Annotated in this window: 20 protein-coding genes and 1 pseudogene; 13 read left to right on the top strand and 8 right to left on the bottom strand. The window is 55.3% G+C overall.

Features of this window, described 5'->3' with window-relative positions:
* Positions 1 to 57 precede the first annotated feature (57 nt).
* The gene (hemL, locus tag ACMGGE_RS12810; protein WP_196365518.1) at positions 58 to 1,338 is read right to left on the bottom strand and encodes a glutamate-1-semialdehyde 2,1-aminomutase; all 1,281 of its coding nucleotides are present in this window, start codon (positions 1,336 to 1,338) and stop codon (positions 58 to 60) included.
* Positions 1,339 to 1,515: 177 nt separating this feature from the next.
* On the opposite strand from hemL, the gene clcA reads away from it, so the two are divergent.
* Positions 1,516 to 2,916: a H(+)/Cl(-) exchange transporter ClcA gene (gene clcA, locus ACMGGE_RS12805; RefSeq protein ID WP_420293827.1), complete on the top strand. Its 1,401-nt coding sequence runs from the start codon at positions 1,516 to 1,518 to the stop codon at positions 2,914 to 2,916.
* 85 nt (positions 2,917 to 3,001) lie between these two features.
* Complete coding sequence (erpA, locus tag ACMGGE_RS12800; protein WP_013095643.1) at positions 3,002 to 3,346, top strand: iron-sulfur cluster insertion protein ErpA; 345 nt, start codon at positions 3,002 to 3,004, stop codon at positions 3,344 to 3,346.
* Between the two features lie 58 nt (positions 3,347 to 3,404).
* Here the strand turns inward: erpA and ACMGGE_RS12795 are convergent, their stop codons facing one another.
* Genes ACMGGE_RS12795 through mtnN form a run of 3 tightly spaced genes read right to left on the bottom strand, consistent with a single transcriptional unit; the run spans position 3,405 to position 5,547 of the window.
* Positions 3,405 to 4,028 carry a TRIC cation channel family protein gene (locus ACMGGE_RS12795; RefSeq protein WP_223540034.1) on the bottom strand — a complete coding sequence of 208 codons (624 nt, stop codon included), beginning with the start codon at positions 4,026 to 4,028 and terminating at the stop codon, positions 3,405 to 3,407.
* Between the two features lie 27 nt (positions 4,029 to 4,055).
* Complete coding sequence (gene btuF / locus ACMGGE_RS12790; protein WP_420293826.1) at positions 4,056 to 4,856, bottom strand: vitamin B12 ABC transporter substrate-binding protein BtuF; 801 nt, start codon at positions 4,854 to 4,856, stop codon at positions 4,056 to 4,058.
* The gene (gene mtnN, locus ACMGGE_RS12785) at positions 4,849 to 5,547 is read right to left on the bottom strand and encodes a 5'-methylthioadenosine/S-adenosylhomocysteine nucleosidase (RefSeq protein ID WP_420293825.1); all 699 of its coding nucleotides are present in this window, start codon (positions 5,545 to 5,547) and stop codon (positions 4,849 to 4,851) included. The genes btuF and mtnN overlap by 8 nt, the downstream gene beginning before the upstream one ends.
* Before the next feature lie 82 nt (positions 5,548 to 5,629).
* Here mtnN and dgt point away from each other — a divergent pair, with 82 nt between their 5' ends.
* The 3 genes from dgt (at position 5,630) to cdaR (ending at position 10,016) form a co-directional block, all read left to right on the top strand.
* The gene (gene dgt, locus ACMGGE_RS12780; RefSeq protein WP_045907830.1) at positions 5,630 to 7,144 is read left to right on the top strand and encodes a dGTPase; all 1,515 of its coding nucleotides are present in this window, start codon (positions 5,630 to 5,632) and stop codon (positions 7,142 to 7,144) included.
* 131 nt (positions 7,145 to 7,275) lie between these two features.
* Entirely contained in the window at positions 7,276 to 8,712 is a 1,437-nt protein-coding gene (gene degP, locus ACMGGE_RS12775; RefSeq protein ID WP_025756813.1) for a serine endoprotease DegP, read from the top strand.
* Between the two features lie 146 nt (positions 8,713 to 8,858).
* The gene (gene cdaR, locus ACMGGE_RS12770; protein WP_045907831.1) at positions 8,859 to 10,016 is read left to right on the top strand and encodes a DNA-binding transcriptional regulator CdaR; all 1,158 of its coding nucleotides are present in this window, start codon (positions 8,859 to 8,861) and stop codon (positions 10,014 to 10,016) included.
* A 92-nt stretch (positions 10,017 to 10,108) separates the two neighbouring features.
* On the opposite strand, the gene ACMGGE_RS12765 is transcribed toward cdaR, so the two are convergent.
* The 4 genes from ACMGGE_RS12765 to map form a co-directional block, all read right to left on the bottom strand.
* Entirely contained in the window at positions 10,109 to 10,495 is a 387-nt protein-coding gene (locus ACMGGE_RS12765) for a DUF3461 family protein (protein WP_014168696.1), read from the bottom strand.
* 111 nt (positions 10,496 to 10,606) lie between these two features.
* The gene (gene dapD, locus ACMGGE_RS12760; protein ID WP_008501915.1) at positions 10,607 to 11,431 is read right to left on the bottom strand and encodes a 2,3,4,5-tetrahydropyridine-2,6-dicarboxylate N-succinyltransferase; all 825 of its coding nucleotides are present in this window, start codon (positions 11,429 to 11,431) and stop codon (positions 10,607 to 10,609) included.
* Between the two features lie 32 nt (positions 11,432 to 11,463).
* Complete coding sequence (gene glnD / locus ACMGGE_RS12755) at positions 11,464 to 14,139, bottom strand: bifunctional uridylyltransferase/uridylyl-removing protein GlnD (RefSeq protein ID WP_420293824.1); 2,676 nt, start codon at positions 14,137 to 14,139, stop codon at positions 11,464 to 11,466.
* A gap of 63 nt (positions 14,140 to 14,202) precedes the next feature.
* Positions 14,203 to 14,997 carry a type I methionyl aminopeptidase gene (gene map / locus ACMGGE_RS12750; protein WP_045907833.1) on the bottom strand — a complete coding sequence of 265 codons (795 nt, stop codon included), beginning with the start codon at positions 14,995 to 14,997 and terminating at the stop codon, positions 14,203 to 14,205.
* A gap of 321 nt (positions 14,998 to 15,318) precedes the next feature.
* Here map and rpsB point away from each other — a divergent pair, with 321 nt between their 5' ends.
* The 8 genes and pseudogenes from rpsB to rseP all read left to right on the top strand — a co-directional run bounded on the left by rpsB (position 15,319) and on the right by rseP (position 23,085).
* Entirely contained in the window at positions 15,319 to 16,044 is a 726-nt protein-coding gene (gene rpsB, locus ACMGGE_RS12745) for a 30S ribosomal protein S2 (RefSeq protein WP_013095653.1), read from the top strand.
* Between the two features lie 117 nt (positions 16,045 to 16,161).
* Entirely contained in the window at positions 16,162 to 17,013 is an 852-nt protein-coding gene (gene tsf, locus ACMGGE_RS12740; protein ID WP_014830708.1) for a translation elongation factor Ts, read from the top strand.
* A 150-nt stretch (positions 17,014 to 17,163) separates the two neighbouring features.
* The gene (gene pyrH / locus ACMGGE_RS12735; protein ID WP_008501910.1) at positions 17,164 to 17,889 is read left to right on the top strand and encodes a UMP kinase; all 726 of its coding nucleotides are present in this window, start codon (positions 17,164 to 17,166) and stop codon (positions 17,887 to 17,889) included.
* Positions 17,890 to 18,056: 167 nt separating this feature from the next.
* Positions 18,057 to 18,614, top strand: a complete 558-nt coding sequence (gene frr, locus ACMGGE_RS12730; RefSeq protein WP_008501909.1) for a ribosome recycling factor — start codon at positions 18,057 to 18,059, stop codon at positions 18,612 to 18,614.
* A gap of 93 nt (positions 18,615 to 18,707) precedes the next feature.
* A complete protein-coding gene (ispC, locus tag ACMGGE_RS12725; protein ID WP_262806088.1) occupies positions 18,708 to 19,907 on the top strand; it encodes a 1-deoxy-D-xylulose-5-phosphate reductoisomerase in 1,200 nt (399 codons plus the stop codon).
* 186 nt (positions 19,908 to 20,093) lie between these two features.
* Positions 20,094 to 20,851 (top strand): annotated as a pseudogene (gene ispU / locus ACMGGE_RS12720) ((2E,6E)-farnesyl-diphosphate-specific ditrans,polycis-undecaprenyl-diphosphate synthase).
* A gap of 12 nt (positions 20,852 to 20,863) precedes the next feature.
* The gene (cdsA, locus tag ACMGGE_RS12715; protein ID WP_045907836.1) at positions 20,864 to 21,721 is read left to right on the top strand and encodes a phosphatidate cytidylyltransferase; all 858 of its coding nucleotides are present in this window, start codon (positions 20,864 to 20,866) and stop codon (positions 21,719 to 21,721) included.
* An 11-nt stretch (positions 21,722 to 21,732) separates the two neighbouring features.
* A complete protein-coding gene (gene rseP, locus ACMGGE_RS12710; RefSeq protein WP_024907524.1) occupies positions 21,733 to 23,085 on the top strand; it encodes a sigma E protease regulator RseP in 1,353 nt (450 codons plus the stop codon).

Here is a 23,085-nt window from a genome sequence, read left to right as displayed (position 1 = left end):
TATTTGCTCCCTCTCCCCGTGGGAGAGGGTTGGGGTGAGGGCATCAAGCCGCACATCTTACAGTTTCGCAAACACCTTACGCGCCGCGTCAATGGTGTTATTGATATCTTCTTCACTGTGCGCCACGGACATAAAGCCCGCTTCGAACGCTGACGGTGCCAGGTACACGCCTTCTTCCAGCATCAGGTGGAAGAAGCGCTTGAAGCGTTCAACGTCGCACTTCACCACGTCCTGATAGCAGGTCACGGTTTTCGCCTCGGTGAAGAAGATCCCGAACATGCCGCCCACGTGGTTGACCACCAGAGGGATACCGGCCTCTTCTGCGGCGTCCAGCAGACCGTTTGCCAGTTGCGTGGTCCGGTCGGTCAGGGTTTCGTGGATGCCTGGCTGAGCCACTTCGGTCAGGCAGGCAAAGCCCGCCGCCATCGCGATAGGGTTACCGGAGAGCGTGCCCGCCTGGTAAACCGGGCCGGTTGGCGCCAGCGCTTCCATGACGTCCTTACGTCCACCGAATGCGCCGACCGGCATGCCGCCGCCGATGATTTTACCCAGGCAGGTCAGGTCCGGCTCGACGCCGTAGTAAGACTGGGCGCCCGCCAGCGCTACGCGGAAGCCGGTCATCACTTCATCGATGATCAGCAGCGCACCGAATTCATCGCACAGGGCGCGCAGGCCCGGCAGGAAATCAGGCTGCGGTGGAATGCAGTTCATGTTGCCCGCAACCGGCTCAACGATGATGCAGGCGATCTCCTGCGGATACTGCTCGAACGCCGCGCGAACGGTGTCCAGATCGTTGTAGGTGCAGGTCAGGGTATGCTTCGCGAAGTCAGCCGGTACGCCAGGTGAGTTTGGCTGGCCGAGCGTTAGCGCGCCGGAACCCGCTTTCACCAGCAGGCAGTCCGCATGACCGTGGTAGCAACCCTCAAACTTGATAATCTTGTCGCGACCGGTAAAGCCGCGCGCCAGGCGGATGGCGCTCATGGTCGCTTCGGTACCGGAGTTCACCATGCGCACCATGTCCATGGTCGGGACCAGCTCGGTAACCAGCTCCGCCATTTTCACTTCCATTTCGGTTGGCGCACCGAAGCTCAGGCCGCGCTGAGCGGCTTCAATCACCGCGTTACGAATGGCCGGGTGGTTGTGTCCCAGCACCATCGGGCCCCAGGAGCCGACATAATCGATATAGGCTTTGCCATCGACATCATACAGATACGCGCCGTCAGCACGTTCGATAAACAGCGGCGTGCCGCCCACGCCGGTAAAGGCGCGCACAGGTGAGTTCACGCCACCCGGAATAAGCTCGCGGGCTGCACTGTAGAGGTTTTCAGACTTGCTCATGGCGTCGTTCCTGGTTCGTATAAAATGATTAAGCCCACTATTCTAAGTGATTCGGGGAAGGTTATGAAATTTTTAGCCGGGTAATGCTTTAAGATTTGTTAAGTAATTTTCAGGAGACGGTGGGGCTGTCTCTGGTAAAATCCTCGCGGCTTTTTGTATGACGAATAAGTACAGGACATGAAATCAGATTCTCCGTCTTTTGAAGAACAACAGTTTACGCGCGCCCAGCATCGAATCAGTATTCGACGGCTGCTCAATCGCGATAAAACGCCGCTGGCGATCCTGCTGGCCGCTGCCGTGGTGGGAACACTCGCCGGTCTGGTGGGCGTGGCATTTGAAAAAGCGGTTAATGCCGTGCTCAACTGGCGAGTGGGAACCGTGGCCGGTTTCGCCGACAGCCGATGGCTGGTCTGGGTTGCTGCGTTCGGGCTGTCGGCGCTGTTTGCCATGGTGGGGTATTTCCTGGTGCGTAAATTTGCGCCGGAGGCGGGCGGGTCCGGCATCCCGGAAATTGAAGGGGCCCTGGAGGAGTTGCGTCCGGTGCGCTGGTGGCGTGTCATCCCTGTGAAGTTTATCGGCGGCATGGGTTCGCTGGGCGCGGGGATGGTTCTTGGCCGGGAAGGGCCTACGGTTCAGCTGGGCGGGAACGTCGGCCGCATGGTGGGCGATCTGTTTCGGATGCGCAGCGCCGAAGCGCGCCATACGCTGCTGGCAACCGGTGCGGCGGCGGGGCTGTCGGCGGCCTTTAACGCGCCGCTGGCGGGCATTTTGTTTATCATCGAAGAGATGCGCGCGCAGTTTCGCTACAACCTGATCTCCATTAAAGCGGTGTTTACCGGCGTCATTATGTCGAGCATCGTGTTTCGCCTCTTTAATGGCGAAGGGGCGGTCATTGAGGTGGGTAAACTGACCAACGCGCCGGTGAACACCCTGTGGCTTTACCTGATCCTCGGCATGATTTTTGGCGTGGTGGGGCCGCTGTTTAACACCTTTATCCTACGCGCTCAGGATATGTTCCAGCGTATTCACGGTGGGAATACGACCAAATGGGTGCTGATGGGGGGCCTGCTGGGCGGAATCTGCGGCGTGCTCGGGTTTATCGAGCCGAATGCCGCAGGCGGCGGGTTCGGGCTGATCCCCATTGCGGCGGCGGGGAACTTTAGCGTGGGTCTGCTGCTGTTTATGTTTATCTCCCGCGTCATCACGACGGTGCTCTGTTTTTCCTCCGGCGCGCCCGGTGGGATATTTGCCCCGATGCTGGCGCTGGGAACCTTGCTGGGCACCGCGTTTGGTATGGCGGCGGAAGCGGGCTTTCCCGCCTATCACCTTGACGCCGGGACCTTTGCGGTGGCCGGAATGGGCGCGCTGCTTGCCGCCTCCCTGCGCGCGCCATTGACCGGGATCGTGCTGGTGCTGGAGATGACGGATAATTACCAGCTCATTTTGCCAATGATCATTACCTGTCTCGGCGCGACACTATTAGCCCAGTTCCTGGGTGGAAAACCGCTATACTCCACCATTCTTGCACGTACTCTGGCAAAACAAGAGGCGGAGCGGGCCGCAACGCAGAATACTTGAATGAATTACCAGGGTATTAGATAATGACACAAAGAATTGGGTGAATTTTACCCAATAGCAGTAGCAGTATTCATGGGAGCATAAGATGAGTGATGATGTAGCGTTGCCGCTGGAGTTTACCGAAGCAGCAGCCAACAAAGTGAAAACCCTGATTGCCGACGAAGACAATCCGGATCTGAAACTGCGTGTCTATATTACCGGCGGCGGCTGCAGCGGCTTCCAGTACGGTTTTACCTTTGACGATCAGGTTAACGATGGCGATATGACCATCGAGAAACAGGGCGTTGCGCTGGTGGTTGACCCGATGAGCCTGCAATATCTGGTGGGCGGTTCGGTGGATTACACCGAGGGTCTGGAAGGTTCGCGCTTTGTGGTCACCAACCCGAACGCAACAAGCACCTGCGGGTGTGGTTCTTCGTTCAGCATTTAAGCCTGAATGCGGATTGTAGGCCCGGTAAGCGAAGCGCCACCGGGCTTATAAACGACGCCTATCTTGAATTTTCATCCAGCGCAAACGTCGGCAGCTTCAGGTGCCAGCGTATCGCCGCTAGACGTATCACCAGCGTCACGACCATCCCCAGCATCGCGGCGTTTTCCAGCGGAAATGCAAACGTGTAGTACGCGGTCGCATGGACAATGCCGCCCGCAATACAGGCCGTCGCGTAAATTTCAGTACGCAGGATCATCGGTACCTCACGCGCCAGAATGTCGCGAATGATCCCGCCGCCTACGCCGGTTAATACGCCCATGCAGATCGCCACCATCGGACCGGTGCCCGCATTAAACGCCTTATTGACGCCAATACCGACAAACACGGCCAGACCGACGGCATCCAGTACCGGCAATATCCATTTTGGTAATCGGCGGGGCTGGCGAACCAGCACAATGGTTAACAGGCAGGTGACCATCGCGACCACCAGATCGGTCGGATCTTTCACCCAAAACACCGGGCCATTCGCCAGCGCCATATCGCGGATTGTCCCGCCGCCCACGGCGGTCACCACGCCTAGTACCAGCACGCCAAACGGATCCATGCGTAGTTTTCCGGCGAGCAGGACGCCGGAGATAGCAAAAACGGCTGTGCCAAGAATATCCAGCCAATAAACGAGCATCGTTAAATCCTCGAAAAGGGTCTTATGTTAGTGACTCTCTGCCAGCGCGGCACAGAGCTGTTTTGCGGCGAGGATAATACGCGGGCTGGCGCGTTCAAACCAGTCGCTGTTGAGGGGTATTACCGGTATTTTTAGCTGCTTTTGCCAGAATTGCTCAATTTTGGGAATTTCGCTCGCATTTCCGACCACGACGATGGCCTGTGGCTGGCGCGCCAGAACCTGCTCACGGCTTACCTGAGGCCACGGCACCCGGCTGGCTGCAAAGATGTTTTCACCGCCACAAACTTCCAGCACCTGGTTTTGAATCGACCCTTTTCCGGTGGTGAACAGCGGCTGGCTGCCAAACTGCAGGAAGATGCGCTTTTTAACAGGGGTATCGTATCGGGATTTCAGCGCGGCATAGTCGCTCAGCATCTGTTTCGCCGCAGCCTCGGCTTTTTTGGGCGTAGGGCTATAGGGTGCCAGGGCGCGTAGCGCCTGTGCGACCTGTTCAATGCTGACGGCATCAATCCACATGACCTTTATGCCAAGGGAAGTGAGCTGATTGACCTGCCGCTCGGCGTTGCCGCCACGCCAGGCCAGCACGAGATCCGGTTTCAGCGCCACGATGCGCTCAAGGTTCATCCCTTGCCAGGTAGCCACTTGCTCAATCCCCGCGGCCTGCGGCGGATAATCGGAAAAGCTGCTCACGCCGACGGGCGTAATGCCGGCGGCAAACGCCAGCTCCGTATTGGCGGGAGAGAGCGTAATCACGCGCGGTACAGCATAGAGCCACAGCGGGGCGAGAAGAAGCAGGGCGGCAAGCGCCCTGAGGGTATGTTTAGCCACGTGCCAGATTCTGCACCAGGCGTTCCACCATCACGGTGGACTGTTTTGCCGCAACGGTCAGGAACTCGTCGAAGCTGATGTGGGACTGCTGGTCAGCCACGTCAGAGATGGCGCGAACCACCACGAACGGTACGTTGAAGTTATGGCAAACGTGCGCAATCGCAGTCGCTTCCATCTCAACGGCCACCGCCTGAGGGAAGTTATGACGGATTTTCGCCAGACCCACGGAACCATTGATGAACGCGTCACCGCTGACAATCAGACCGCGTACCGCGTTGAGGTTGAGCTCCGCAATGCAGGTCTCTGCCGCCGCAATCAGTTTGTCGTCCGCTTTAAACCCTGCCGGGCAGCCCGGAAGCTGGCCGTACTCGTAACCGAACGCGGTGACGTCAGCATCGTGGTAACGCGCTTCGTCGGAAACAACGATATCACCCAACTTCAGCGTCGGCGCCAGGCCGCCCGCAGAGCCGGTATTCACGATCACGTCCGGCTTGCAGCGCTCAAGCAGCAGGGTGGCACCCAGCGCCGCAGCGACTTTACCGATGCCTGATTTCAGCAGAGCCACGTCAACACCGTTTAGCTGACCGGTATAGATCTCACAACCCCCCAGAGAGAGGGTCTGACGGTTCTCAATTTTGTCACGCAGGAGCGTAACTTCTTCTTCCATTGCACCAATAATGCCGATTTTCATAGATTTACTCGCGATGTGCCTTGTTAAGATGCATAGTCTATCATGCGGTTAAGGGGAAACGCATTCTCACGCGGGGGAGCACATGTCACCAATCGATTTTCGCACCAAAATTAACTGGCACCGACGTTTCCGTTCGCCGCAGGGCGACAAGAGCGAACATGAGATCCTGCGTATCTTCGAAAGCGATCGCGGGCGGATCATCAACTCGCCCGCCATCCGCCGTCTGCAGCAAAAAACCCAGGTCTTTCCGCTGGAGCGTAACGCCGCAGTGCGCACGCGCTTAACCCACTCTATGGAGGTGCAGCAGGTCGGGCGCTATATAGCCAAAGAGATTTTGAGCCGTCTCAAAGAGCAGCGCTTGCTGGAAACCTATGGTCTGGACGAGCTGACGGGGCCTTTCGAGAGTATCGTTGAGATGGCCTGCCTGATGCATGACATCGGCAACCCGCCTTTCGGTCATTTTGGTGAGGCGGCAATTAATGACTGGTTTAAACAACGGCTTTACCCTTCGGATGCGGTAAGCCAGCCGCTGAGCGACGACCGCTGCATCGTACGCGATTTACGCCTGCGTGAAGGCGAAGAGGGGCTGAACGATTTGCGCCGCAAGGTGCGCCAGGATCTCTGTCATTTTGAGGGCAACGCGCAGGGGATCCGGCTGGTCCACTCCCTGATGCGTATGAACCTGACCTGGGCACAGGTCGGCTGCATTCTGAAATATACGCGCCCCGCGTGGTGGACGGGGGAGACGCCCGCGTCCCACAGTTATTTAATGAAAAAACCGGGCTATTATCTTTCCGAAGAGGCCTATATTGAACGGCTACGTAAAGAACTTTCATTGACGCCAAACGGCCGCTTTCCATTGACCTGGATTATGGAAGCCGCCGATGATATTTCCTATTGCGTGGCCGATCTGGAAGACGCGGTTGAGAAAAGAATCTTCAGCGTCGAGGAGCTTTATCAGCATCTTTATACGGCCTGGGGCACCCATGAAAAAGGCTCGCTGTTTGCGCAGGTTGTCGAAAATGCCTGGGATAAATCGCGCTCAAATACATTAAGCCGCAGTACGGAAGACCAGTTCTTTATGTATTTGCGGGTAAATACATTAAATAAGCTGGTGCCGTACGCGGCGTCGCGCTTTATTGATAATTTGCCGCTGATTTTCAGCGGGGAATTCAACCATGCGCTACTGGAAGATGACAGCAGTTTCAGCCAGCTCCTCGAGCTTTATAAACATGTGGCGATGCGGCATGTCTTCAGCCATCCGGATGTCGAACAGTTAGAGCTGCAGGGCTACCGGGTGATCAGCGGGTTACTGGAAATTTATGCCCCGCTGCTCCAGCTGTCCGTTGACGAATTCAGCGAGCTGGTGGAACACGAGCGCGTGCGCCGCATCCCCATCGAATCCCGACTTTATCAGAAACTCTCTACCCGACACCGTCTGGCGTATGTCGAAGCGATTGGCAAGCTGGATCGTCATTCTCCCCAGTGGCCGGTGATGGAATATTATTATCGCTGCCGTCTTATCCAGGACTATATCAGCGGCATGACGGATTTGTATGCCTGGGATGAATATCGCAAGCTGATGGCGGTGGAATAACGCCGGAGTTTTGTAAAGACGGCCAATAAATTTTTACCTTTTCCATAAACTTATCGCCGGAACTAAGCGGTATAAAACGAATCTGAGTTACACAGCAATTTTGCGTTACCTGTAAATCGAGATTGAGAAACATGAAAAAAACCACATTAGCAATGAGTGCACTGGCTCTGAGTTTAGGTTTAGCGCTGTCTCCTCTGACTGCTACTGCAGCCGAGACCGCGTCGTCGGCAGCAACCGCGCAGCAGATGCCAAGCCTGGCACCGATGCTCGAAAAAGTGATGCCATCGGTGGTGAGTATTAACGTTGAGGGTAGCACGACCGTCAATACGCCGCGCATGCCGCGTAACTTCCAGCAGTTCTTCGGCGACAACTCGCCGTTCTGCCAGGACGGTTCGCCATTCCAGAGCTCTCCGTTCTGTCAGGGCGGTGGCGCAGGGGATGACAGCCAGGGCGGCGGCCAGCAGCAGAAATTCATGGCGCTTGGCTCGGGGGTAATCATTGATGCAGCGAAAGGCTACGTCGTCACTAACAACCACGTTGTCGATAACGCGAACAGCATTAAGGTTCAGCTGAGCGATGGCCGTAAGTTTGACGCCAAAGTGGTCGGCAAAGACCCGCGTTCTGACATTGCGCTGATCCAGATTCAGGATCCGAAAAACCTGACGGCGATTAAAATTGCCGACTCCGACGCGCTGCGCGTGGGCGACTATACCGTGGCGATCGGTAACCCGTTCGGTCTGGGTGAAACCGTGACCTCGGGTATCGTCTCTGCGCTGGGCCGTAGCGGCCTCAATGCCGAGAACTATGAGAACTTCATCCAGACGGATGCGGCGATCAACCGCGGTAACTCCGGCGGTGCGCTGGTCAACCTGAACGGCGAACTGATCGGTATCAACACCGCGATCCTTGCCCCGGACGGCGGCAATATCGGGATCGGTTTTGCTATCCCAAGTAACATGGTGAAAAACCTGACCGCGCAGATGGTGCAGTATGGCCAGGTGAAACGCGGTGAGCTGGGTATCCTGGGTACGGAACTGAACTCCGAACTGGCGAAGGCGATGAAGGTTGACGCCCAGCGCGGGGCATTCGTCAGCCAGGTGATGCCGAACTCCTCTGCCGCTAAAGCGGGCATTAAAGCGGGGGATGTGATCACCTCCCTGAACGGTAAACCGATCAGCAGCTTTGCCGCCCTGCGTGCGGAAGTCGGCTCTATGCCTATCGGCAGCAAAGTGACCCTTGGTCTGCTGCGCGACGGTAAAGCGGTTAACGTGAGCCTGGAGCTGCAGCAGAGCAGCCAGAATCAGGTGGACTCCAGCACCATCTTCAGCGGGATTGAAGGTGCCGAGATGAGCAACAAAGGCGCAGACAAAGGCGTGGTGGTGAACAACGTGAAAGCGAATTCACCGGCAGCCCGTATCGGCCTCAAGAAAGGCGATGTGATCATGGGCGCTAACCAGCAGCCGGTGAAAAATATCGCTGAACTGCGTAAAATTCTCGACAGCAAGCCTTCCGTGCTGGCGCTGAATATCCAGCGTGGTGATACCTCTATTTACCTGCTGATGCAGTAATCCTCTGAAGCCCCTGTTCGCAGGGGCTTTCTCGTTTCTGTGACCCTTCCCACAAGTCCATACTTCTTCTTCTCTCTTTGTGCATTCGCACAATGCAGCCGTCGCTGAACATCCCTATGCTTGAGCTCTGCTCACAGGAGGGTTCTATGGCTGGCTGGCATCTTGATACCAAAATGGCGCAGGATATCGTGGCGCGCACCATGCGCATCATTGATACCAATATCAACGTAATGGATGCCCGCGGGCGCATTATTGGCAGCGGCGATCGCGAGCGTATTGGGGAATTGCACGAAGGCGCGCTGCTGGTGCTCTCCCAGGGGCGCGTGGTCGATATCGACGATGCGGTAGCGAAACACCTGCACGGCGTCCGTCAGGGCATCAATTTACCGCTGCGCCTCGAAGGCGAGATTGTGGGGGTCATCGGTCTCACCGGCGAGCCCGAGTCACTGCGAAAATACGGTGAGCTGGTCTGCATGACGGCGGAGATGATGCTCGAGCAGTCGCGCCTGATGCACCTGCTCGCTCAGGACAGCCGCCTGCGTGAGGAGCTGGTGATGAACCTTATTCAGGCGGAAGAGCATACGCCTGCGCTCAGTGAATGGGCGCAGCGTCTGGGGATCGACCTGAATCAGCCGCGCGTGGTGGCGGTGATTGAAGTCGATAGCGGCCAGCTGGGCGTAGACAGCGCGATGGCCGAACTGCAGCAGCTGCAAAATGCGCTGGCGACGCCGGAGCGCGATAACCTGGTGGCGATCGTTTCTCTGACGGAAATGGTGGTGCTCAAACCAGCGCTTAATGCGTTCGGCCGCTGGGATGCGGACGATCATCGTCGTCGCGTGGAGCTGCTGATCGCCCGAATGAAGGAGAATGGCCAACTGCGTTTTCGCGTTGCGCTGGGCAATTATTTTACCGGGCCGGGCAGTATCGCCCGCTCCTGGCGTACCGCACGCACCACCATGATGGTGGGCAAGCAGCGAATGCCGGAGAGCCGCAGTTATTTTTATCAGGACCTGATGCTGCCGGTGCTGCTCGACAGCCTGCGCGGTGGCTGGCAGGCCAATGAGCTGGCGCGGCCATTGGCGCGCCTGAAAGCCATGGACAATAACGGCCTGCTGCGCCGGACTCTGCAGGCGTGGTTCCGTCATAACGTGCAGCCGCTGGCGACGTCAAAAGCGCTGTTTATCCACCGCAATACCCTGGAGTATCGGTTAAACCGAATTTCAGAGCTGACGGGGCTGGATCTGGGGAATTTCGACGACAGGCTGCTGCTGTATGTGGCGCTGCAATTGGACGAGCAGAGATGACTGAATGCGGTCTGGTGCCCTCATCCTATCCCTCTCCCATGGGGAGAGGGCGCAAACCTTAAAAACGGCAATCAAGGATTGCCGTTTTGCTTTTATTTCCGGGTTAACTTCTCAAGATCCGCTTCAATCTCGCTGATCTTATTGGTAACAACGCTTTCAAGGTGACGCAGGTCGTCAAGGATCTTACGCTTGAGATCGACTTCGGTGCGGTCGCGCTGGCAGATCTGATCGAGTTCATCGATCACATAGCGCAGGTTAGGGCTGATTTCCTGTACTTCTTTGTATCCCTGTCCTACACCGTCAGCAACAACGGTCTTACGCTGGCGTGGGTATTTAAACTTCACGCTTTTGGCGAAAAACTCTCCTTTGTCCTTGTGAAAATAGATTTTCAAAATATCGTTGTTGGCTTCCTGGCGGAGGCTGTAACGATCAATTTCATCAGGATTGGTAATGCCCAGACTTTTCAGATTATCGTACATAGCGGTACCCTTGATCTCAACATAACCTTTGAATAATTAACGAAAAAATCTATTTTCGCCACCCTCAGATATAAAAAAAGCGGGGTTGCCCCCGCTTTTTGTTATACCCGATTAATCGATGGTGCGCAGCAATTCGTTGATGCCCACTTTACCACGCGTTTTCGCATCCACTTTCTTCACGATAACCGCACAGTACAGGCTGTATTTGCCATCTTTTGACGGCAGGTTGCCGGACACCACGACGGAGCCCGCCGGAACGCGACCGTAATGCACTTCGCCGGTTTCACGATCGTAAATACGGGTGCTCTGGCCGATGTAAACGCCCATAGAGATCACGGAGCCTTCTTCCACGATCACGCCTTCAACCACTTCAGAGCGCGCGCCGATGAAGCAGTTATCTTCGATGATGGTCGGGTTAGCCTGCAGTGGCTCCAGAACACCACCGATGCCCACGCCGCCGGACAGGTGAACGTTTTTACCGATCTGCGCACAGGAACCGACAGTTGCCCAGGTGTCGACCATGGTACCTTCGTCAACGTAGGCACCGATGTTCACGTAGGATGGCATCAGCACGGTATTACGTGCGATGAAGGCGCCCTGGCGCACTGCCGCAGGCGGTACCACGCGGAAACCTTCTTTCTGGAAACGCGCTTCGTCGTAGTCAGCGAACTTCATTGGCACTTTATCGAAGTAGCGGCTTTCTGCTCCGTCGATAACCTGGTTATCGTTGATGCGGAAAGAGAGCAGCACGGCTTTCTTCAGCCATTGATGAGTGACCCACTGACCGTCGATTTTTTCTGCCACGCGCAGCGCGCCGGAATCCAGCAGGGAAATCACCTGGTTTACCGCTTCACGGGTCACGGTATCCACATTTGCCGGGGTAATCTCGGCGCGACGCTCAAAAGCGGACTCAATAACGTTCTGTAACTGCTGCATTGTTTACTCTTTCCATTTCACTAAAAAACATATCACCCTTTATCGTTTGGATTGAGGGCTGCTGTCAACCGTTGTTGCACTTCAAGCTGCAGGTCATTATTAAGGGCACGCCGGTCGGCGGTGGCGATTATAAATAAATCTTCTACTCGCTCGCCAATGGTTGTAATTCGGGCTCCATGAAGCGAAATTCCCAGATCGGCAAAAACCTGGCCGACGCGGGCGAGCAGCCCCGGCTGGTCGAGCGCGATCAGCTCAAGGAACGATTTACGATCGGTGTGGGTTGGCAGGAAATTGACCTCGGTATCCACGGTGAAGTGGCGCAATTTCGCCGGCTGGCGACGCGGCTGCGGGGGTTGCCAGCTGCGCTGGGTGATCGCCTGCTCCAGACCAAAACGTATCCCTTCATGCCTGTCCGACGACAGCGGGCTGCCGTCCGGCTCCAGCACAATAAAGGTGTCCATTGCCATGCCGTCGCGGGTGGTGAAAATCTGCGCATCGTGCACGCTCAGGTTACGCCTGTCCAGCTCGGCGCAGACCGCAGCAAACAGATAAGGGCGGTCCGGGCTCCAGATGAAAATCTCCGTCCCGCCGCGGGTGGCCTGCGGGCTCAGCAGGATCATCGGCTGGGACAGATCGTGCTTGAGCAGATGCCGCGCGTGCCACGCAAGCTGGTTTGGGCTGTGGCGGACAAAATAGTTGGCGCGGCAGCGGGCCCAAATCTGATGTAACGCCTCTTCATCAATGTTATCCATCCGCAGCAGCGCCAGCGCCTGCAGCTGGTGGTGACGCACGCGCTCGCGCATATCCGGCGTGTTCTGCATCCCGCGACGCAGCTGTTTTTCGGTGGCGAAGTACAGCTCGCGCAGCAGGCTTTGCTTCCAGCTGTTCCACAGGGTTTCGTTGGTGGCGCAGATATCGGCCACCGTCAGGCAGACCAGATAGCGCAGGCGGTTTTCCGTCTGGATCTCTTCGGCGAACTGTTTTATGACTTCCGGGTCCTGAATGTCACGGCGCTGGGCGGTGACCGACATCAGCAGGTGATGGCGCACCAGCCAGGCCACCAGCTGCGTTTCACGTGAGTTCAGGCCGTGCAGCTCGGCAAATTTCAGCACGTCCTGCGCGCCGAGCACCGAGTGGTCGCCGCCGCGACCTTTGGCGATGTCGTGGAACAGGGCGGCAATCAGGATCAGCTCCGGATGGGTCAGGCGCGGCCACAGCTCGACGCACAGCGGGTGGCGGGAGCGCGTCTCTTCTTTCGCAAAGCTTTCCAGCTTAAGCATCACGCGGATCGTGTGTTCATCCACCGTGTAGGCGTGGAACAGATCGAACTGCATCTGCCCGACGATGTGCGACCACTGCGGCATATAGGCCCACAGCACGCTGTGACGGTGCATCGGCAGCAGGCCTCGGCTGACGGCGCCCGGGTGGCGGAGCATGCTCAGGAACAGCGAACGGGCTTCCGGGATATAGCACAGCGGCTCCGTCAAATGGCGGCGCGCGTGGCGCAGATGGCGCAGGGTGGTGGAGTAGATCCCGGTGATGGTACTGTTGCGCACCATGGTATAGAACATCCGCAGAATCGCTTCCGGCTCGCGGATAAACAGCGTTTCGTCGCGCAGATCGATAAGCGTGCCGCGCAGCTGGAATTCGTCATCAATCGGGCGCGGCTTTTCGTCGGCCGTCAGGGCCAGAATGGCCTCGTCGAACAGCTGCAACAGCATCTGGTTCAGCTCGGTCACCCGGCGGGTTACGCGGAAGAAATCCTTCATCATGTGCTCAACCGGCTCGTTACCCTCGCCCTGGTAATTCAGGCGCTGCGCCACGCTGAGCTGGCGGTCAAACAGCAAACGGTTATCGTAGCGCGTAACTTCCAGATGCAGGGCAAAGCGGATGCGCCAGAGCAGGTGCAGACACTCGTTGAGCTCGTTACGCTCCGCCTCGGTTAAAAAGCCGAAGCCAACCATTTCGTCCAGCGAGGTGGCGCCAAAATGGCGGCGGGCGACCCACTGTAGCGTGTGGATGTCGCGCAGGCCGCCGGGGCTGCTTTTAATATCGGGTTCAAGGTTATAGCTGGTGCCGTGGTAGCGCTGGTGGCGCTGGTTTTGCTCCTCGACTTTCGCGGCAAAGAACTTTTCTGACGGCCAGAAGCCGTCGCTGAAGATGTGTTTTTGCAGCTCCAGGAACAGCGCGACGTCGCCAATCAGCAGGCGGGTTTCAATCAGGTTGGTGGCGACGGTCAGGTCCGACAGCCCTTCCAGCAGACACTCTTCCAGGGTACGCACGCTGTGGCCGACTTCCAGTTTTACGTCCCAGAGCAGGGTCAGCAGCTCGCCGATTTTTTGCGCCTGTTCGTCCGGCAGCTTTTTGCGGCTTAAGATCAGGAGATCGATATCGGAAAGCGGATGCAGCTCACCGCGGCCATAGCCTCCGACGGCAACCAGCGCAACATCGCTGATTTGTCCAAATCCGTAATCGATCCACAGGCGCTGCAGCAGCTGGTCGATAAATTCGGTGCGCGCCTCAATCAGCTGTTCTGCTGATATGCCCGCATCAAATGCGCTGCCCAGCCAGCGGTGAAAGACATCCATGTGCGCCTTGATGCCGGCACAGGTCAGCTCGTGCTGCGGCCAGACGCCCGGGTTATCGGGCTGGTCGGGGAGGGTGGGAAGGGCTGTGTTAGCATACTGTTCGGGTAAAAGATTACTCATCGTGCGCCACCCATAAGAAAAAGCTATAGCCATTAAAAAAGCCGGCATTTGCCGGCTTTTTTATCATTCGTCGTGCGTCAGTATCGCCGGGATGGTGTCATCCTTGCGCAACGTCATAATTTCGCAGCCGTTGTCTGTTACCACAATAGTATGCTCGTACTGCGCAGACAAGCTTCTGTCTTTGGTTTTCACCGTCCAGCCGTCTTTCATGGTACGGATGCGGTAATCACCCGCGTTGACCATTGGCTCAATGGTAAAGGTCATGCCTTTTTGCAGCACCACGCCGCCGTCATCGGCATCATAGTGCAGAACCTGCGGCTCTTCGTGGAAGACGCGGCCAATGCCGTGACCGCAGTACTCGCGTACCACGGAGAACCCTTCTGCTTCGACAAATTTCTGGATTGCCGCGCCGATGGTGCGCAGGCGAATACCCGGTTTCACCATTTTCAGCGCCAGGTAGAGGCTTTCCTGGGTAACTTTGCACAGACGCTCGCCAAGAATGGTCGGCTTGCCAACGATGAACATTTTTGAGGTGTCACCGTGGTACTCGTCTTTAATGACGGTCACGTCGATGTTAACGATGTCGCCGTCTTTCAGCAGTTTTTCATCGTCCGGAATACCGTGACACACCACTTCATTAATAGAGATGCAGACGGATTTCGGGAAACCGTGGTAGCCGAGGCAGGCGGAAACCGCGTGTTGCTCGTTCACGATATAGTCGTTACAGATGCGGTCCAGTTCACCGGTGCTGACGCCCGGCTTCACGAACGGCTCGATCATTTCCAGCACTTCCGCGGCCAGACGACCGGCGATGCGCATCTTTTCAATTTCTTCAGGTGTCTTAATAGAGATAGCCATGTAATCTGTCCATCGGTGTCGATTTTTTCGACAATACTAGTCTAAGTGTCGTCAATGGTATCAGTCAGGCACGCTTCGTGCCAAATTGAGAATCATTAACAGCACACTCCGCCAACAACTGTTGGTTTCTGGTCGTGTTTTGTGGTATAAAGCGCGCCGGACTTCCGATCCATCTCAGATACACAGGCTGGACGGGAGCGACAAATCTCACTTTGTGTAACAACACACACGTATCGGCACATATTCCGGGGTGCCCTTCGGGGTCGGTAATATGGGATACGTGGAGGCATAACCCCAACTTTCAATATAGAGGTTTTAAACATGGCAACTGTTTCCATGCGCGACATGCTCAAGGCTGGTGTTCACTTTGGTCACCAGACCCGTTACTGGAACCCGAAAATGAAGCCTTTCATCTTCGGCGCACGTAACAAAGTTCACATCATCAACCTTGAGAAAACGGTACCAATGTTCAACGAAGCCCTGGCTGAGCTGAACAAGATCGCTTCCCGTAAAGGTAAGATTCTGTTCGTTGGTACTAAGCGCGCTGCAAGCGAAGCTGTGAAAGATGCTGCTAACAGCTGCGACCAGTTCTTCGTGAACCATCGCTGGTTGGGCGGCATGCTGACCAACTGGAAAACTGTTCGTCAGTCCATCAAGCGCCTGAAAGATCTGGAAACCCAGTCTCAGGACGGTACTTTCGACAAGCTGACTAAGAAAGAAGCGCTGATGCGCACTCGTGAACTGGACAAGCTGGAAAACAGCCTGGGCGGTATCAAAGATATGGGCGGCCTGCCAGACGCGCTGTTCGTAATCGATGCAGACCACGAGCACATCGCAATCAAAGAAGCTAACAACCTGGGTATCCCGGTATTCGCTATCGTTGATACCAACTCCGATCCGGACGGTGTTGACTTCGTTATCCCGGGTAACGACGACGCAATCCGTGCTGTTAGCCTGTACCTGAGCGCTGTAGCTGCTACCGTTCGTGAAGGCCGTTCCCAGGATCTGGCTTCTCAGGCGGAAGAAAGCTTCGTAGAAGCTGAATAATAAGGTTTTACCCCTTATTAGTACCGTGTATGAATAGGGGCCCATTACCGGCCCCTTTTTTCAATTTACACTGTTTGGCCCCCGGCCGGGCAGTTCACATCTCCCGAGGATTTAAGAATGGCTGAAATTACCGCATCCCTGGTAAAAGAGCTGCGCGAGCGTACTGGCGCAGGCATGATGGATTGCAAAAAAGCGCTGACTGAAGCGAACGGCGACATCGAGCTGGCAATCGAAAACATGCGTAAATCCGGTGCGATCAAAGCAGCTAAAAAAGCAGGCAACGTTGCTGCTGACGGCGTGATCATCACTAAAATCGACGGCACCTACGGCATCATTCTGGAAGTTAACTGCCAGACTGACTTCGTTGCTAAAGATGGTGGTTTCCAGGCATTTGCTAACAAAGTTCTGGACGCAGCGGTTGCTGGCAAAATCACTGACGTTGAAGTTCTGAAAGCACAGTTCGAAGAAGAACGTGTTGCGCTGGTTGCTAAAATCGGTGAGAACATCAACATCCGTCGCGTTGCTTCTCTGGAAGGCGACGTTCTGGGCTCTTACCAGCACGGTGCACGTATCGGTGTTCTGGTTGCGGCTAAAGGCGCTGACGAAGAGCTGGTTAAACAGCTGGCTATGCACATCGCTGCAAGCAAGCCAGAATTCGTTAAGCCAGAAGACGTGTCTGCTGAAGTGGTAGAGAAAGAGTACCAGGTTCAGCTGGACATCGCGATGCAGTCTGGTAAACCAAAAGAAATCGCAGAGAAAATGGTTGAAGGCCGCATGAAGAAATTCACCGGCGAAGTTTCTCTGACTGGCCAGCCATTCGTTATGGATCCAAGCAAGTCTGTTGCTCAGCTGCTGAAAGAGCACAACGCTGACGTAACTGGCTTCATCCGCTTCGAAGTGGGCGAAGGCATCGAGAAAGTTGAGACTGACTTCGCAGCAGAAGTTGCTGCAATGTCCAAGCAGTCTTAATGATTGAAAAGGAGCCGCCTGAGGGCGGCTTCTTTTTGTCACCCGTCACAGGAAATCAGACAGGCTCCAGTATCGCTGTACTGATTTGCGGCATATCATGTCGCCAGAATTAACCCCCATCTTAATCGTTGACAGTCTCAGGAAAGAAACATGGCTACCAATGCAAAACCCGTGTACAAACGCATTCTGCTTAAGCTGAGTGGCGAAGCGCTGCAGGGATCGGAAGGCTTCGGTATTGACGCAAGCATCCTTGATCGCATGGCACAGGAAATCAAAGAACTGGTCGAACTGGGCATCCAGGTTGGCGTGGTCATTGGCGGTGGCAACCTTTTCCGTGGTGCTGGTCTGGCGAAAGCGGGGATGAACCGCGTTGTGGGCGACCACATGGGTATGCTGGCAACCGTGATGAATGGCCTGGCGATGCGCGATGCGCTCCATCGCGCCTATGTGAACGCCCGCCTGATGTCCGCGATCCCCCTGAATGGCGTATGCGATAATTACAGCTGGGCAGAAGCTATCAGCCTGCTGCGCAACAACCGCGTGGTGATCCTCTCCGCCGGTACGGGTAACCCGTTCTTTACGACCGATTCCGCTGCCTGCCTGCGCGGTATCGAGATCGAAGCTGATGTGGTACTGAAAGCGACCAAAGTCGATGGCGTGTTTACTGCCGACCCGGCAAAAGATCCGTCTGCAACCATGTACGATCAGCTGAGCTACAGCGAAGTGCTGGATAAAGAGCTGAAAGTGATGGATCTTGCCGCCTTCACGCTGGCTCGTGACCACAAACTGCCGATCCGTGTCTTCAACATGAACAAACCTGGCGCACTGCGTCGCGTGGTCATGGGCGAAAAAGAAGGCACTTTGATCACGGAATAATTTCCGTTGACGATAAATACAGGTAAGATTCCGCTTTATTTTGTAGTGGTATCTTACCCGGGCGCGCCTTTGGCGTTGTCATGAATTAAACGCGACTATACTTAGCACACCTGTAGCGCTGTGCTGGCGGATAGTCTGCCTGAGACAAGTTTTCAAGGATTCGTAACGTGATTAACGACATCAGAAAAGATGCTGAAGTACGCATGGAAAAATGCGTAGAAGCGTTCAAAACCCAAATCAGCAAAATCCGTACTGGCCGTGCTTCCCCAAGCCTGCTGGATGGCATCATCGTCGAGTACTACGGTACGCCAACCCCTCTGCGTCAGCTGGCGAGCGTGACGGTAGAAGATACCCGTACGCTGAAAATCAACGTATTCGATCGTTCTATGGGCCCGGCGGTTGAGAAAGCGATCATGGCGTCTGACCTCGGTCTGAACCCAAGCTCTGCGGGTGCTGACATCCGCGTTCCACTGCCACCGCTGACCGAAGAGCGTCGTAAAGACCTGATCAAAGTGGTGCGTGGCGAAGCTGAGCAGGGTCGTGTCTCCGTGCGTAACGTTCGCCGCGACGCGAACGATAAAGTCAAAGCGCTGCTGAAAGAAAAAGAGATCAGTGAAGATGACGATCGTCGTTCCCAGGACGACATTCAGAAAATGACTGACGCTGCCATCAAGAAAATTGATGCGGCGCTGGCAGATAAAGAAGCGGAACTGATGCAGTTCTGATTTCTGTCGTACACTGATAAACGCCGTTCAGAGAGACTTAGGGTCTTGCTGGCGGCGTTTTGCTTTTATCTGGTCTAACTTTTCGGGCATCTCATGAAGCATTTAACACTCCTCGGCTCAACCGGCTCTATCGGTTGCAGTACTCTCGACGTCGTTCGCCATAATCCTGAACTTTACACCGTGACAGCGCTGGTGGCCGGTAAGAATGTGCAGCGAATGGTTGAGCAGTGCCTGGAGTTTACGCCCCGCTATGCGGTGATGGATGACGAAGAGAGCGCGCGCCTGCTGAAAGCACAGTTGCTTGAGAAGGGCAGCGTAACCGAGGTGCTGAGTGGTCAACAGGCGGCCTGCGAGATGGCGGCGCTGGATGACGTGGATCAGGTGATGGCGGCCATCGTCGGGGCGGCAGGATTATTGCCGACGCTTGCCGCGATTGATGCCGGTAAGGACGTTCTGCTGGCCAATAAAGAGTCGCTGGTGACATGCGGACGCTTGTTTATGGAGGCGGTGAAGCAGCACGGGGCGCGTCTTTTGCCCGTCGACAGCGAGCACAACGCGATTTTTCAGAGTTTACCGCAACCTTTTCAACAGAACCTGGGGTACGCTGACCTGGAGCAGAATGGCGTCGTGTCTATTCTGCTTACCGGGTCTGGTGGCCCGTTCCGTGAAACGCCACTGTCTGAACTGCGTGCCATGACGCCGGATCAGGCGTGCCGTCATCCGAACTGGTCGATGGGGCGTAAAATCTCCGTTGACTCTGCCACCATGATGAACAAAGGTCTGGAATACATTGAAGCGCGCTGGCTGTTCAATGCGTCAGCGAAACAGATGGAAGTACTGATTCACCCACAATCGGTGATTCATTCGATGGTGCGTTATCAGGATGGCAGCGTGCTGGCGCAGTTGGGCGAACCGGATATGCGTACGCCAATTGCCCATTCCATGGCGTGGCCGAATCGAGTGAAGTCCGGCGTGAAGCCGCTTGATTTCTGCAAGCTAAGTTCCCTGACGTTCAGTGAGCCAGACTACGACCGTTACCCTTGTCTGAAGCTTGCGATGACGGCCTTTGACCAGGGGCAGGCGGCGACAACGGCACTGAATGCAGCCAATGAAATTACCGTTGAAGCATTTCTGAATCAGCAAATTCGTTTTACCGATATCGCGGCGTTGAATTTAGCGGTACTGGAGATGATGGATTTGCGCGAACCACAGAGCGTGGAAGAGGTGCTGGCGGTGGATGCAGCTGCGCGTAATATTGCGCGCCAACAGGTGACACGTCTCGCAAGCTGGTGATAAAGCAACCACTAGTCGTCGTGCTATTTGTTAGCGTTGGGCTTCAGTGATATAGTCTGCGCCACCTGATCGCAGGTATTTGACTTTACGTGGTCAGGTGAGCCGTGGTTTTACACGGCTTTTTTATGTATCGGCTTCAGTATTCCTGAGTACCGTTAAATCCTTTTCAGGGACAAAAAACGCGTTATGTTGTCTGCGAATCAACCAATAAGCGAAAACTTGCCAGCGCATGGCTGCCGTCATGTAGCAATCATTATGGATGGCAATGGCCGCTGGGCGAAAAGACAAGGGAAAATACGAGCCTTTGGGCATAAAGCTGGGGCGAAATCTGTTCGCCGCGCCGTTTCTTTTGCCGCCAATAACGGCATTGATGCGTTAACGCTCTATGCTTTTAGCAGTGAAAACTGGAATCGACCACTGCAGGAAGTGACTGCGTTGATGGAATTGTTTGTGTGGGCGCTAGACAGCGAAGTAAAAAGCCTGCACCGCCACAACGTCCGCCTGCGTATCATTGGCGATACCAGTCGTTTTAACTCACGTTTGCAGGAACGGATTCGCAAAGCAGAAGCGCTGACGGAAAATAATACCGGACTGACGCTGAATATTGCGGCGAATTACGGCGGACGCTGGGATATTATCCAGGGCGTTCGGCATCTGGCCGAACAGGTTCAGGAAGGGCTGTTGAGACCCGACCAAATTGATGAAGAGGCGCTGAGCAAGCAAATCTGCATGAATGAACAGGCACCTGTGGATTTGGTAATTAGGACAGGGGGGAACATCGCATAAGTAACTTTTTGATATGGCAAATTGCCTATGCTGAACTTTACTTTACGGATGTTCTTTGGCCCGATTTTGATGAACAAGACTTTGAAGGTGCGCTGCATGCCTTTGCCAATCGAGAGCGTCGTTTCGGCGGCACCGAGCCTGGTGGCGATAACGCCTGATGGGGGTAGCTTTTGCTGAAGTATCGCCTGATTTCCGCTTTTGTATTAATACCCATTGTCATTGCGGCGCTGTTTTTACTGCCCCCGGTGGGATTCGCTATTGTTACGCTGGTGGTGTGCATGCTCGCCGCGTGGGAATGGGGACAGTTTAGCGGCTTTACCTCGCGCACGCAGCGAGTATGGCTTGCGGTACTGTGTGGCTTTATTCTGGCCATAATGCTGTTTACGTTGCCTGAATATCATCATGATATTCATCAGCCCCTGGTGGCCGGTTCCTTGTGGATATCGTTGGCCTGGTGGGTGGCCGCGCTGTTGCTGGTGCTGTTTTATCCCGGCTCCGCGGCGTTATGGCGTCATTCAAAAGTGCTGCGACTGATTTTTGGTTTGCTCACCATTATTCCTTTTTTCTGGGGTATGGTTGCGCTGCGCGCCTGGCACTACGACGAAAACCACTACAGCGGTGCGATCTGGCTGCTTTATGTGATGATTCTCGTCTGGGGGGCTGACTCCGGGGCCTATATGTTTGGTAAACTGTTTGGCAAACATAAGCTGGCGCCGAAGGTTTCTCCGGGCAAAACCTGGCAAGGATTCATCGGCGGTTTGTTTACGGCCGCGATCATCTCCTGGGGCTACGGCGTCTGGGCGAATCTTGAAGTGGCACCGTCAATACTGCTGGTGTGCTCGATTTTTGCTGCGCTTGCCTCCGTGCTCGGTGATTTAACCGAAAGTATGTTCAAGCGTGAAGCAGGGATTAAGGACAGTGGACACCTGATTCCAGGGCATGGCGGTATACTGGATCGCATTGATAGCCTGACAGCGGCTGTTCCCGTGTTTGCGTGTTTGCTTTTACTGGTATTCGGGACGATTTAACGGAAGGTTTTATGCTGAGCATTCTCTGGAATCTGGCGGCGTTCATAGTTGCACTGGGTGTACTGATTACCGTGCATGAATTTGGCCATTTCTGGGTTGCTCGCCGCTGTGGTGTGCGCGTAGAGCGGTTTTCCATCGGTTTTGGTAAATCACTCTGGACGCGCACCGATCGCCACGGCACGGAATTTGTCATCGCCCTTATCCCGCTGGGCGGCTACGTCAAAATGCTCGACGAACGCGTCGAGCCTGTCGCGCCTGAGCTGCGACACAGCGCATTCAACAATAAAACCGTTGGACAACGCGCCGCCATCATCGCTGCCGGACCGGTAGCCAACTTCATCTTTGCGATTTTCGCTTACTGGCTGGTGTTTATCATCGGCGTCCCTGGCGTACGTCCGGTTGTCGGTGAAATTGCCCCCAACTCCATCGCGGCGAGTGCGCAAATTACATCCGGGATGGAACTTAAAGCGATTGATGGTATCGAAACCCCTGATTGGGATGCCGTGCGACTGCAGCTGGTTGCTAAAATTGGCGATCCGCAGACCACCATCAGCGTATCGCCGTTTGGGTCAGACGCCCGTCAGGACAAAGTGCTCGATTTACGTCACTGGCGTTTCGAGCCGGACAAAGAGGATCCCGTCGCTGCGCTGGGCATTCGTCCACGCGGCGCACAGATCGAGCCGGTATTAGCCGAAGTCCAGGCCAACTCGGCGGCGAGCAAAGCGGGTTTGCAAGCAGGCGACAGGATCGTTAAAGTCGATGGTCAACCATTAACAGAGTGGATGACCTTTGTTACTCTGGTGCGCGATAATCCGGGTACGTCTCTCGCGCTGGAAGTTGAAAGGCAGGGCAGTCCGCTTTCGCTGACGCTGATCCCGGATACGAAGTCGGTCGGCAAGAAGGCAGAAGGGTTTGCAGGCGTTGTGCCAAAAGTGATCCCGCTGCCAGATGAGTACAAGACAATACGCCAGTATGGGCCGTTCAGCGCCATCCTTGAAGCCACGGATAAAACATGGCAACTGATGAAGCTGACGGTCAACATGTTGGGGAAATTGATAACCGGTGATGTGAAACTGAACAACCTCAGTGGGCCAATTTCGATTGCTCAGGGGGCTGGGATGTCAGCGGAATTCGGGGTGATTTACTATCTCATGTTCCTCGCGCTCATTAGCGTGAACCTTGGGATAATCAACCTGTTCCCGCTTCCCGTTTTAGACGGGGGTCATCTGCTGTTTTTAGCGATTGAAAAGCTAAAAGGCGGACCGGTATCCGAGCGAGTTCAAGACTTTAGTTATCGCATTGGCTCGATTTTGCTGGTGCTGTTAATGGGGCTTGCACTTTTCAATGATTTCTCTCGGTTGTAA

Origin of the sequence: Enterobacter sp. BNK-22 (assembly GCF_048684805.1) — a bacterium.
GTDB classification, from domain to species: Bacteria; Pseudomonadota; Gammaproteobacteria; order Enterobacterales; family Enterobacteriaceae; genus Enterobacter; species Enterobacter quasiroggenkampii.
This window is presented reverse-complemented; position numbering and strand designations above follow the sequence as displayed.